Origin of the sequence: Facklamia lactis (assembly GCF_015863205.1) — a bacterium.
Lineage (GTDB): Bacteria > Bacillota > Bacilli > Lactobacillales > Aerococcaceae > Facklamia > Facklamia lactis.
Map to the genome: position 1 here is coordinate 152,683 of NZ_JACBXQ010000001.1, position 13,363 is coordinate 166,045.

Genomic DNA, 13,363 nt, shown 5'->3' on the forward strand with positions numbered 1-13,363 from the left:
TAGAGTAAGGATGTTTGGATGGGAAATCATAATTTGAGTGTAATCTTATTGATTTTTTTTGCCGTTTCTTTAATAATCTTTATTATTTTGGGCTTAAACAATCAATTGACTATGACTTATTATCAAGTTGTTGACTCTAAAGTGGAAGAAGATTTTGAAGTGTTATTGGTTACGGATTTACATAGTAACCGATTTGGGGAAGATCAGAAAGAAATTTTATCGAAGATAGAGGAGGCATCTCCTGATATTGTTTTATTATCTGGGGATATTATAGATGATCGTTTACCGATGGAAGTGGGATTTCGAACGGTTGAATACATAGCAAAGTCTTATCCTACTTATTATGTTACGGGAAATCATGAGATCGCTAGTAAACAAGTAGAATTCATTGAAAAGAAGTTGTCAAGTTTTGGAATCAAATTATTAGCAGGTAAAAGAGACGAAATGATAGTGAATGGTCAAACGATATCTTTAATGGGCTTGGATGATCCAAATGTTTATGCTGACTATTGGCAACAAATAGAGGATCTTGAGCACTATGACTCTGAACAATTGACTTTCTTATTGGCTCATCGACCTGAAAGAATTAAAGATTATCAACGATTAGATGTCGATTATGTATTTTCTGGACATGCTCATGGTGGTCAATGGCGCATCCCATATATACTTGAAAATGGTTTAATGGCCCCTGGACAAGGCTTGTTCCCTAAGTATACTCAAGGTATTTATGACTTAAAACATTTTAAATTGATTGTAAGCCGAGGTTTGAGTCGTGAAATTCCTAATGTTCCGCGTTTTTATAATCCACCAGAATTAGTAGTCATTGAATTTAAAAAATCATAAAATCTCCCTATCTTATTTGATTAAGAAGGGAATTTTTTAAAAAAGTATTTTCAGTAAATTTCATATTAAAATAGCAGGTTAAAGAATTGTTAGGCAAATAAATGCGCAGATAGTATATTGAAGCTGTATATAGTGACTAGAAATAATCCCATTATTATTGGCTTAAACTTCAATGCATTTCTTATTACAAAAGTTTTGTTGGAAATTCATTATTTACATTTAGCACATATAAAACCCTATAAAAATAAGATAATGTATATTATGTAAACTCATATTAAAGTTTTGGATCTCCTCTCTTTTTTTGATTGATTTAATCATCGATACAAATAGAAAATGAAAAATTTCTTATATGACAGTTTTTAATTGCATTCATTCTTTTTCTCTATTGGAATAAATTGAACAGTTACCAGATTTTCTTATTAAAAATAGCAGTAAAATTCAAAGTCTTCACCACTTATTTCTTTATAGGTGTTACATTGTTTTTGATTCTTTTTCCTGAAGATTTTCAAATTATTTTCAGTAATTTTAATCCGATAAATAATTTTCCTAAATGATGATTTGCTCGATGTAGTTCCTCTAGTTCATAGCCGCTTTCTTCTAAAACATCACCTGCTTCTAAAAAGTTATACAAATCAAAATGGTAAAAATCACACACAGCTTGTACTCCTGCGAGCTCCATTTCTACCGCAATACATCCTTCTTCTTTTCTTCTATTTATTAATCCTCTTGTTTCTCTTAGCATAGAATCTGTTGTCCATACTTTGCCTTTGACATAGGGGATATTTTCATTTTCGAAGAAAGAAATGACTTCTTGACTATTGGTTATCCGAATATAATCAGATGCTTTTGCATAATAGTAGGAAGCACCTTCACCTCTATATGCTTCTGTCGGTACAATATACTTTCCATTTGTTATTGATTTATTTAAACTACCACAAGATCCGCACATAATAAATTTGTTGGCCCCAGTAATCCAGTTCGCTTCTGCACAACTTCCAGAAGCCAATGCCGAGCCAATTTGTGTTAAATAAAAGGCAAAATTTATGCCTTCATACTTAGTCATAAAAATAGGCGTCTTCCCATTCGCTGCTCCAATATAGCCTATAATTTCACAGCTGAATTCATTCAGTAAATAATCATGTATTTCTTTAGAAATAACAATGAAGCACTTTTCAACAAAATGATTTTGTTCTCCATAAAAATCTTTTAAAGTAAACATTGGTTCGGTATCTATATCAAAACTATCAGTAATCATGTCCTTACTCCTTCAATTTATTATCGATTTTAATAAATGGATAATGTTTTTAGATTATTAGCAATACGAGTATTGTTGATAAATGCCATTAAATTCTTGGATAAATTTTATCAAGTAACTGTGTTTTTCTGTATCTAAAAATTGAGAAATATAGTTAAACATGTTTGCAACATTGTCTTTACTTCTATATTTACTCACTTCTTCTGAATTCATTGTATTATAATAATCTGCTAGTTTACTACAGAAAGTTTCTAACTCATGTTCTTTAAGTTTTCCATGCTTTATTAATGATAAAATCACTAGAGCTAACCGTTTTTCTTCACCGTCGCCAAATACTTCTGATTGGCTGATTAAACAATGATAGATTGCGTCTAGTAGATTCTTATTAAGGACTCCTGTATAAGAAGAATGTTTGACTATACTCAGCAATAATTCTGATAAATGGGCAATTGAATGGATCCATCCATAGTGACTGTCATACCCTTTGAAACATTTCTCTTCAGTTAGAGCGGTGATTGCTTTACTAAAGATCTCCAATTTATCATTCATTTCAATCAAATTGTAATATGCTGAATCTGTGTCATTATCGCTATGTAATAATAGGGCTAATATTAATGCACTAAAGCTCCTGGTTAATTCGGAATCAAGGGTATCTTTATTATATTTATTTGATATTAGATTTTGATCATGTATATAACTTAATATATATTTAGATTGTTCAATGGAAAAACAGTTATTATCTAAGCCTTTTGCAATCAGTGAATAAATTAAATGATCGCGAATTTTTGGATCTTTATTGCCGATATTAGTCAACATATAGTTTAATTCTTCTTGTGTAATCAAGAAATTTTCTTGATTTAGTTTTTTTATTAATATTTTTTCCAAAACAAACTCCTTTTTTACCTTTAAATTTTGTCTGTTTTTCAGTAATTTTTCTTCGAATGGTATTTTTGTTAAGTATATTAGTAGTCTGGATCTGTAAATGTTTTAAAGTAATTATATAATTATTTATATAAGTATAAAAGAGAACATTTAAGGAAGGTATTCTATTATTAAAGTTCAGTATTTATCCAATACTAGCTTAATACATCTTTTGATATTGTTTTTCAAGTTTTATTAATCTACGTTCATAATATGATGTATTATGAGTATGGTAATAATGTTTTTTGCTAAATACTCGATGCAGTTCAAATGTCTTCTTTTTTTGATTGATTATTCTTTGATAGCTGGTCTAAATATTTATCGCCTTGCTCCCGATTGGAGAATATATGTACTTGCTTATGGCTGTATTTGTTTAATAGTTGGATGACGTCCGGTCTACTTTCTGTATGATAATTTTTAATAAAATTTTCAAATTCTTTATCAGTATTATCGGAAGTCTCTATCCAAGGCAAGTCACTTCGCTTTTTTCCTTTTCTTTCTTCGATGCCCTTCAAACAAGTATCTACGGGATAGTCTAGAAAGAATACTGTATCGCAGACTTGTAAACGTCGTTCTATTGTAGAGCCGTAATTACCTTCAATGATCCACTCATCTTTTAGCATGGTCTGTCTTAGCTTTTCGTGAAATACAGATTTTTCAACAGTTGTACGATCAGTCTTCCAATTTAACATATCCAAATGATAAAGAGGAAGACCTGTTATTTGGTGTAAGGCTCGAGAAAAAGTGCTCTTACCACTTCCTGGACAACCAATTATAATTATTTTCTTCATGAATGAATCTCCTTATAATATGTATGACTGTGTTCTTATATAAAAAAGAGCGAAAGATTCGCCCTTTTTTGATTGAATTTAAATTAATTAATCACTATCAAGTTAGAAAAATTGTAAAGTCCCGTTTAGTGTTAGATATACTGCGACCCCTGCCGCTACAAGTAATGCAATGCAGAGGAACAGGTCAATCGAATTATTAAAGAGTTTTAGTTTCTTTTCTTTTCGATTAATGACATAGAAAATGATGCCTGGTGCATATAACATCATTGAGACTAAGATATAGGTTAGTCCACTTGCGTAGAGTAACCAGAAACCATAAATTGATCCTACTATTGCAATTACCCAAGAGATGGTTCTATTCATTGTTCCAACGGTTCCTTTCCCTTGAATCATCAGTTTCATATAATAGAAAGCTGAGAATACATACGGAACCATAATCGCACTGGTAGACATGGCATACATGGCTTGATAAGTTGATTCATTAAAATACAGGATGATGAGAAAGATTTGAATAAACACTGTAGAGGCGATGATTGACCAAGTGGGAGCTTCGTGTTTGTTAAGTTTAGCGAATATTTGAGGAAAAGCACCGTGTTTTGCAGGACCATAAGCACTGTCAACACATAGAATGGTATAAGTGAACATGGCGCCTCCTAAAGAAATGACAACTGCTAAGTTTACAAGATTAGCACCCCATTGTCCGACCACTGCTTTTAATATACCTGCCATAGGTGGATTTGCGAGTTCAGCCAGTTGTTCTTGTGGCATGACTCCCATACTCAAGACTGATAGAATGAGGTATAAAATAAATAGTGAAACAAAAGATAAAATTGTCGCAGTCCCGGATACTTTAGTATTTTTGCCTCGTCCAGATAATACGACAGCTCCTTCAATTCCGATAAAAATCCAAACAGTCGTATAGACAGTTCCTTTAATTTGTTCAAAAAGACTTAAGCCGCCTTCTACTCCTTTGAAATGGGTCATAAAGGTTTCTGGACTGAAGGCTCCTGCCATCATGATGGCTCCTAACATTACCAGAATAGGAAGTATCTTGGCTGACACCACGATGGCATTAATCAGAACCGCTTCATTGACTCCTCGGTATACAAGGTAGGATAATCCCCATATGATGATTGAAGAGACGATTAGAGAGGCAAAATTTGAACCATCACCAAATAGTGAGAAAAAATTTCCTAAAGCAGCGAATAATAATGAAATGAACGATATTTGTGCTAGTAAGGCACTCATCCAATAGCCCCAGGCTGAATTGAATCCTAAAAATTCACCAAATCCTTCTCTTGCATAGGTATAAATCCCACTTGTTAGTTCTGGCTTCACCACACTCAAGTTGAAAAAGCACATCGTTAAAGCCAGCATTCCTACACCACAAATACCCCATCCGATCAATACGGCCAAGGTATGCGCTCCGGAGGCAGCAAAGTCACCAGATAAACTGAAAACTCCACTCGCTAAGGTTGTCCCAATTGCAAAAAGTGTCAGAGGTACTACGCCGAGTGTTCTTTGTGACTGATCTTCTTCCATTTTCTTTCTCCTGATCTATTTAGTTTAGTTTAAAAACGAAGTGATAGGCAGCTAAGACCACCATCGATTTTCCGATATTCGGAGGTATCTACTACTAAAACTTTATAACCTAATTTTTCAATTTCAGCCTGAACAGTTGGATAACCTTCAGGAACAATTACATAATCATTGACCCAAATGCAGTTTGCACCATAAGCTTCTTCTTCTGGTACTTCGATTAAATTATATTTTTGGAAATCTTCTTTAGTGAGGAATTCCCCAACGGCAAGCATATTGTTATTTTCAATATAGTTAACACCTGTTTTTAAATGGAGCATTTCTGATAATTCAACCGTTTCACCAGAGAGACCATACTTCTCGAGGATAGTGATCATTTGCTTTGCACCTTCTTCATTAGTACGATCAGAAAGTCCGATATAGAAATGATCTCCAACCATCATAATATCGCCTGCTTCAATTGTTCCAGGTTCTTTTATTTGTTCAATATTATCATAGAATTTTGATAGAGCTTCTTTCATGTCAGGTAGCTCTGCTTCTAAGCGACGACTTTCAGCACCAGGTCTAGTTATAATAGCACAATGCTTGGTACATAGAGCGACATCTTCAACGAAACAAGAGTCAGGAAACTCTTCTTTTGGTTCTAATACAGTTACTTCAACGCCTGCTTTAGTTAAAGCCATGACATAGTTTTCATGTTGAACTAGGGCCTTTTCATAGATTGGCTTGCCTTCATCTGCACTAGTGATTCCTTCCACTACTGTTTTTGACGGGATACGAACGATAACATTTTTAAACATGATAACGCCTCCTTTTTTATTTACTTTAATTATATAACAAATATGGGCTATGTAAACTTTTACATTAAAAAATAGTAAAAGTTCTTTCATATATTTATCATAAAATCTTTATATCAGAATAAAACTATCAGAATAAGTTTAATTTTTGAGTGTAGATTTGATATCAAGAAGTGGAGAACGATCAAACGCATCAAGTCCTGTTACTTTTATAAGATTATCATTGAGTTCAATAATTGTGCATTGATTGATAGCTAAAGGGTTGGACCGGTGCGGTGATCGAGAATTAAAGATTCCTGTTATCGGTCTCACTCCCCTTTTCTTATTCTGCAGGATAGTGCGATCTGCACGATCTCCCCAGTAGATGACTACAATTTTTTGCCCTTTTTCTAATCCCAAGCAACCATCCTGATATTCAGGATAAATTTCAATTTCTAGGATTTCATTCGATTCCCTTCCTTGTTTAGGAGTGTTTTTTTGACAAGTGTATGGGCTATGAATCGTTCCAATCTCTTTTAGTTGCACGGAATCGTCTCCTTATTATTATTTATGATTGCATATAGATTAAAAAATAACGATAATGTTTATCAACAATTTTACTGGAAAGTAGCTTTCGCTTCATGGCTAGAGTTTGTTTCTAGATGGCTAACAAAATCGACTTCCTCAGTATAGTATTCCATTCGTTCTTTGCTTGTATCCCACCATAACTGACCATCAGGGATCTCTTGAAAGTCAAAATCAGCTAAGGGCACTGTTTGATACATTTTTTCATTTTCTACCCCTAAACTAAAAACAGGCATAAATTTAGGATTCTCTAGGACAATTTCTCCTTGCTCATTTCTTACAAAACTAATTTCAGTAATTCCACCTAATTTGTTATCTAATTCTCTTTGCCCTGTTAGAAAACTTGCTTGGGAATAAATAGCAAAGGTTTGGCCCTCGTTGTACCAATCATAGGGTTGGAGACAGTGAGGATGTCCGCCTAAGATGAGTTTTACACCGGCGTCGCTGAGTGCTTGATAGATATAGAATTGTTCGTCATTGGGGAGTGTATCGTATTCTCCGCCTAATTGTAAGGAAACAATAACGGCATCTACTTCTTTTTGTAATTGCTCAACTTCTTTGAGCATAACTGGTAAATCAATTAAGTTAACTAAATATTCTTCACCTACTGGAACTGGAATTCCATTGGTTCCATATGAATAAGCTAGGAAACCTAATTTAATCCCATTTTTATCGATGATCCGAGGCGTTTGATAATCTTCCCATGAATCAAAACTTCCATAATACATCAGACCATATTCATTCATATTACTTAATGATGCCTGTACTCCCTCACTTGACCAATCTAGTGTATGGTTAGTAGCATTAGATAGAATGTCTATTCCAATATCTTTGAGGGCGGGAAGAATTTCTTGAGGGGCATTGAAGGATGGGTAGCCTGACACAGGAATTGTGGGATGACCAGCAATGACCTCCATATTAGCAACCGAAATATCTGCATATTCTATATAAGGCTTGATGTAGGCAAGCATGGGAGCAAAATCATAATCTAACTCTTCATTAAAGGCGTCTGAATCAAAGCCTTCATCAAGCATTTTTACTTTCTTATTCTGATAAATTTCTGATTGAGTATCTGCCATAAAACTTACGCGGTCATGAATGAGGATATCTCCTACAGAACGCAGAGTAATTTTATTCTCAGTTGGAACATAAGGTTCACTTTGCTCTTTCTTATCAAGCCCCTCAAAAAGAAATTCATTTTCTAATGGAAGTTGTTCAATAGTTGTTTCACTCACTATGGCTGCTTCAGTTTGACTGTTAGTTGCAGTAGACACAGCTTCTGATTGATTGGTTGACGACACTAGCTGATGATTTTTAAAATATTTGGTTAAGAAAAATATGGCCAATAATAAAGCTAATAAAAAGAAAAGAGGGACTGTGAAATATTTCCACTTATGAGAATAATTCTTCTGGCTAGATTTCATCTCTCACCTTTTCTCTCTTAGATTTATTTAAGTATAAATCCACGTGCTCAATATTATCTTCTAAATAAGGTTCACTTACACGCTTAAATCCTAGACTCTCATAAAATTTAACCAAGTATGTTTGGCCTGATATTTTTATTTCATTCAAATTCATTTCGTTAAAAATATAATCAATTGCTTTTTTCATTAGTATTCTAGCGTGTCCAGAGCCACGAAAATTATTATCTACTACTACTCTACCAATGGAAGCCTCTTCGTAAGAGATACTTGGGGGTAGTATTCTGCAATAGGCGATTATGTTTTCTTCATTTTTCAAAAATAAATGAGTCGATTCTTGATCATGGTGGTCAATATCTAGGTATGGGCAGTTTTGTTCCACAATAAAAATATTGCATCTTAAAAATAGTATTTCATATAGTTCCTCTAATGTAAGTTGATTGAATTGCTTACTTATCCAGTTCATTGACCTCACCTTTTCTTTTGAAATTTTGATTATTTGGTATTTACAGTATAGCAGAGAAAGTTTATAAAACTCACGGAATATGTAGAATGACTTGATAATATTAAAAAAAAGACCACTAGAATATATCTAATGGTCAAATAAGTTAGCTTAAGCGACTAGATGCGAAGACTGAATCGCACGTCGTTTCAATGCCTAATTGTTGAAGTTGTTTTTTTGTGTCTTGAGTTAAAATAACAGTGGAATGAGCTTGAGTTTCTCTTAACTGATTAAGTTTTTTATAAGCAAGTTCAGCGGTAGGGTTTGTGACAGCTGATATCGCTAAGGCAATTAATAACTCGTTTAGTGTCAGAATGGGATGCTTACTTTGAAGGGCATCTGCTTTTAATTTTTGGATGGTTTCAAGGATCATTGGAGCTAAAAGATCTATTTGATCGCTTATTCCGGCTAGTTCTTTTAAAGCATTCATAATAGCAGCGCCAGGAGCATCCATTAATTGGGTGGTTCTACCAGTCACCACCTTACCGGTGTGAAGTTGGAGAGCGATTACTGCACTTGGTTCAGGACAATTAGTACGATTAATGACTTCTTCAGCATATTGATGAGCTTCTTGGACTGGAATTCGATTCTCTGGCTTTAAATCACTTTCTTCCATGATGACATGCATTTTAGATCGAACCGATTCTTCGATAATTCCTACTTTAAAATCATTTTCGACTTGATAATATCGACGAATAATTTCTTGTTTCGCTGCATCTTCTACTACTTGGTTATCAATAATTCCGGCTTTAATACAGTTAACGCCCATATCAGTAGGAGATTGATAGAGTTTATCATTCGTTGATGTATTGGACAGGATACGGCGAATTACAGGGAACATCTGCATATCTCGATTATAATTGACAGCCATTTCATTGTAGGCTTCAATGTGGTAGGAGTCTAGTACGTTGATATCGTTTAAATCGACGGTGGCTGCTTCATAAGCAACATTGACAGGATGTTTAAGGGGTAAATTCCATACAGGAAATGTTTCAAATTTAGCATAAGAAGCTTTGATTCCCTGATTATGTTCATGATAAAGTTGATTTAAACAAGTTGCCAATTTACCTGAACCTGCTCCAGGCCCAGTGACAATAATTAAAGGCTTATTTGTTTCAATGTATGGATTTTTAGCAAAGCCATTTTCTGAGAAAAGGACTTCAACATCAGTAGGATAACCCGCAATTGCTTCATGCGTATAAACTTTGATGCCTCTATTTTCCAAATTTGTTTTGAAGATTGTGGCATTTTTTTGCCCGTTAAATCGGGTTAAAAGAACACTATTGACTTGGATTTCTAAGTCATTGTATTCATCAATTAGTCGTAAAACTTCTTGATCATAAGTAATACCGTAGTCACCACGCATTTTGTTATGCTCGATATCTTCAGAATAAATACAAATGATAATTTCAGCTCGATCTTTCATTTTGGTGAGTAAGGTTAGTTTAACGTCTTCATCATAACCTGGTAAAACTCGTTTCGCATGTTTGTCACCTATGAGTTTACCTCCAAATTCAAGATAAAGTTTGTCGATGTTTTCTAGTCTTTGGTAGATATATTTTGACTGTTCTTGTAGGTATTTTTCATTATCAAAACCAATTGTTTGCATAGATGATGACTCCTTTCTTCCATACAGACCATTTTAACAGAAAATCTAAGCAAACGAAGATAAAATTTTGATTTTGAACATAAAAAATCTCTTCTATTTGAAGAGATGTAAAAAAATTATTTATCGAAATATTTTTCGTATCGATCGTAGTATCTATAGATGGAGTGTTCATCAATAAAGGTTTCTTGTTCGTCATGGTCATATTCTACTTCCATTTCCCCGGACCATTCATACACTTTTTTGGATAATAAAATTCCAATTATTTCTGTAATAATCGCGGCAGCTGGAATGATGGTCATGATATAGTCACCATATGCAGGATTAAGGAATGAAACGATTTTGGCTCCTACTCCAGCGAAGACAAGCCCTTGTCCAGCATGAGAAAACATTGTAATACCAATGTATTTGCTGACATTTTGGTCTAAGTTCATGATTTTTCCTGGAATATATCCGCCTAACCACTTACCTAACATCCGTATAAGTGTGTAAAGCACGGCCCCTACTCCTGCGTTTATTAATGCATTGGGATTTAGAGGAGCGCAAAGATTAATGATCAGTAAAAGTAGCGCTATTTCATGTAACCGCCCTTCTACCTTGCTTAAATCAGTCTTAATATTATCATCCATCGAATTGACAAAGCTTGTTTTAAAAGCAATCCCCATCATTAGAAACATCATAGCTGGCTCCTTGTAAAGAGTTTGATCTATAAAGATAGCTATGCAAATAGTGAGAACTATTGCAATGATATAGAGTAATAAATTACGCTGTGGTGGATAATCATCTTTTAAAACTTTAGCGGTGATCATTCCCATTACAGCTCCATAAATGATTGGAATAATGAGCATCGTTAATAGCTGAGTAATAATTGAAGTAGATGTCTCAAGTAGTGTGGATTGTAAAATCGCTGATCCTGTAAAAAATAAAGTCGTCACAAAAACAGCGTTAAAAATAGTTAAAGATATGACAGTCCTAGTAACAGGCCCTTCTGTGTCATATTCTTTAGTAACTGAAATTGGAGGGGCAGGCGCGGTTGCTGTAGCCACGGCCCCTATTACGAGTGCAAGTATAAGTGGGAAGCCTCTGATTGTAAAAAGTATACCAAAAGCGATTGAAACGACGATAAATGTAATAAAGATTTCAGAAAGAGACAGGGTAATCATTTGTTTACCGGATTTTTTCATTCTATTAAAATCAATGTTCTTCCCTAACATCATTCCAACAAAGACTTGAACAAAAATCATTAAAACTTGATACCATTCTTGATTGATGATTTCTTGACTTAAAATATTGGTGACATAAGGCCCCACGATGATTCCTACAAGGAGCCAGCCTAAAATAGCGGGTAAATTAACTTTCTGGACTAGTTTGCCTCCCAGATAAACCATTATAACTGCTAATAGATAGTAAATATATGACATGTGTCCTCCTTCAATAAAAAAGTGCAAAATCTAAGCCAATAGATTTTGCACAAAGCAGATTACTCAGTAGGGTTTTGCGCATTCAGTTGTTCAATATATTCTTCATAACCATCCATCCAAACTATTTGCTCCCAATCCCCTGTTGGTTTGTCAGGCTGGTTGGTTTGGAGAACACCTTCTGTAGAACGTCCTTCTTTAATATATCGAGTTAAGCTTTCACTTAATGTTTTGACAATTTCCGGATGTTCTTCAATGACATTGTGACTTTCACTAATATCATCTCGAAGATCATAGAGTTCAGATGGGTAGAATGTTTCTTTATAACTCTCTTTGTTTCTCTCATAATCAATCGACATGCCACCATCGGTTACAAATATTAGTTTCCAGAAGTCACGTCTAATTGAAAAGCCACCATTAATGGAAGAGTGAATAATATCTTCTCGGACAGGTTTATCTTCTCCTTGCCAAAGCGATAAGTTCGAGATTGAGTCTTCAGCCTCATCATCAGCAGTATTAGCATCAAGTAAGTCAGCAATCGTTTTAAAGATATCAGAATGAGAGATCATGTGATTGGAAATTTGGCCTCCTTGAATCATTTCTGGGTAGCAGACAATCGTGGGTTCACGATGCCCTCCTTCCCAGATGTGCATTTTATGCCCTCTAAGTCCATTGGAAGAATCATGTCCCTTGTTTCTTAACTCTTCTAGATCCACAATACTTGAGACTCCATTATCAGAGGTAAAAATAAAAATTGTATTATCAAATTCATCTCTGGCTTCTAAATAATCGACAATTTCGCCAACATAAGAATCTAGCTGAAGAACAAAATCACCATAATCTCCAATGCCAGACTTTCCTTGGAATCGTTCCTGTGGGATGATTGGACCATGAACTAAGTGATTAGGATAATACATAAAGAAAGGATCTTTTTCTTCCACAAAATCTTCAAGGATTTCCATAAATTTTGATTGCATTTGATCGGGAATATGATAAGGACTTACTTCGGGAGAAGCGACTCCTAATTCCCATGTTTTTTGTGTGTTATCTGCAACACGACTGATATTAGCATTTCCCATGACATTCACGGGAGGATCTAAGACTCGATCGTTTTCAATGATAACAAATGGCCCCTGATCAAGAGAGGCTGGTGTGCCGTAGAAGTAATCAAAACCAAGTTGGTTGGGACCAAATTTAATCGGTTTACTGTAATCAATATCCAAACCTCTAACATAGGCTTCACCGGTATTGTTACCAAAGTTATCAAAGCGTCCTTTTTGAAATTCTGCATTTTTATCTTCAGCTAATTCTTCACTGACACCAAAATAATCATAATCCTTCTCTTCTTTCAGTTCCCAGTCTAGTCCTAAATGCCATTTTCCTACGGCTGCTGTATTGTAGCCATGATCTTTCAGTAATTGAGCGAGCGTTCGTCGATCTTTTTCGATTAAGCTTTCGGCGTCACCTGGAATAACATAACTTTTTAATTTCGAGCGCCAGTTATATCTCCCTGTTAAGAGACCATAGCGAGAAGGGGTACAGACTGCTGAAGTAGCGTGTGAATCGGTAAAACGCATTCCTTTCTCAGCTAAACGATCAATATTTTTGGTTTCAAATTTGGCTTCTGAATTAAAAGCTGATACATCTCCAATTCCAAGATCATCAGCAAAAAATAAGATGATATTTTTTCTCTTAGACATGACTAA

At 34.6% G+C, this 13,363-nt stretch carries 12 protein-coding genes; 1 reads left to right on the forward strand and 11 read right to left on the reverse strand.

Going from position 1 to position 13,363, the window contains the following annotated elements:
• The first annotated feature begins 18 nt into the window (after positions 1-18).
• Positions 19-843, forward strand: a complete 825-nt coding sequence (locus HZY91_RS00725; protein ID WP_197113606.1) for a metallophosphoesterase — start codon at positions 19-21, stop codon at positions 841-843.
• A 505-nt stretch (positions 844-1,348) separates the two neighbouring features.
• Here the strand turns inward: HZY91_RS00725 and HZY91_RS00730 are convergent.
• The 11 genes from HZY91_RS00730 to HZY91_RS00780 form a co-directional block, all read right to left on the reverse strand.
• On the reverse strand, positions 1,349-2,098 hold the full coding sequence (locus HZY91_RS00730; RefSeq protein ID WP_197113609.1) for a nucleoside phosphorylase: 750 nt from the start codon (positions 2,096-2,098) through the stop codon (positions 1,349-1,351).
• A gap of 57 nt (positions 2,099-2,155) precedes the next feature.
• On the reverse strand, positions 2,156-2,983 hold the full coding sequence (locus HZY91_RS00735; protein ID WP_197113612.1) for a DUF2785 domain-containing protein: 828 nt from the start codon (positions 2,981-2,983) through the stop codon (positions 2,156-2,158).
• A gap of 302 nt (positions 2,984-3,285) precedes the next feature.
• Positions 3,286-3,810: a P-loop NTPase family protein gene (locus tag HZY91_RS00740; protein ID WP_197113615.1), complete on the reverse strand. Its 525-nt coding sequence runs from the start codon at positions 3,808-3,810 to the stop codon at positions 3,286-3,288.
• 102 nt (positions 3,811-3,912) lie between these two features.
• A complete protein-coding gene (locus HZY91_RS00745) occupies positions 3,913-5,352 on the reverse strand; it encodes a basic amino acid/polyamine antiporter (RefSeq protein ID WP_197113618.1) in 1,440 nt (479 codons plus the stop codon).
• A 29-nt stretch (positions 5,353-5,381) separates the two neighbouring features.
• Positions 5,382-6,149, reverse strand: a complete 768-nt coding sequence (locus HZY91_RS00750; protein ID WP_197113621.1) for a dimethylarginine dimethylaminohydrolase family protein — start codon at positions 6,147-6,149, stop codon at positions 5,382-5,384.
• 138 nt (positions 6,150-6,287) lie between these two features.
• Positions 6,288-6,671, reverse strand: coding sequence for a tRNA (N6-threonylcarbamoyladenosine(37)-N6)-methyltransferase TrmO (tsaA, locus tag HZY91_RS00755; protein ID WP_197113624.1), 384 nt, complete (start codon positions 6,669-6,671; stop codon positions 6,288-6,290).
• Between the two features lie 71 nt (positions 6,672-6,742).
• The gene (locus HZY91_RS00760) at positions 6,743-8,134 is read right to left on the reverse strand and encodes a CapA family protein (protein WP_197113627.1); all 1,392 of its coding nucleotides are present in this window, start codon (positions 8,132-8,134) and stop codon (positions 6,743-6,745) included.
• Positions 8,124-8,597 carry a GNAT family N-acetyltransferase gene (locus HZY91_RS00765; protein WP_197113628.1) on the reverse strand — a complete coding sequence of 158 codons (474 nt, stop codon included), beginning with the start codon at positions 8,595-8,597 and terminating at the stop codon, positions 8,124-8,126. Before HZY91_RS00765 ends, HZY91_RS00760 begins: the two co-directional genes overlap by 11 nt.
• 142 nt (positions 8,598-8,739) lie before the next feature.
• The gene (locus tag HZY91_RS00770) at positions 8,740-10,242 is read right to left on the reverse strand and encodes a DUF1846 domain-containing protein (RefSeq protein WP_197113630.1); all 1,503 of its coding nucleotides are present in this window, start codon (positions 10,240-10,242) and stop codon (positions 8,740-8,742) included.
• Positions 10,243-10,358: 116 nt separating this feature from the next.
• A complete protein-coding gene (locus HZY91_RS00775) occupies positions 10,359-11,660 on the reverse strand; it encodes a cation:proton antiporter (RefSeq protein ID WP_197113632.1) in 1,302 nt (433 codons plus the stop codon).
• Between the two features lie 59 nt (positions 11,661-11,719).
• Complete coding sequence (locus tag HZY91_RS00780; protein ID WP_197113634.1) at positions 11,720-13,357, reverse strand: sulfatase family protein; 1,638 nt, start codon at positions 13,355-13,357, stop codon at positions 11,720-11,722.
• Positions 13,358-13,363 lie beyond the last annotated feature (6 nt).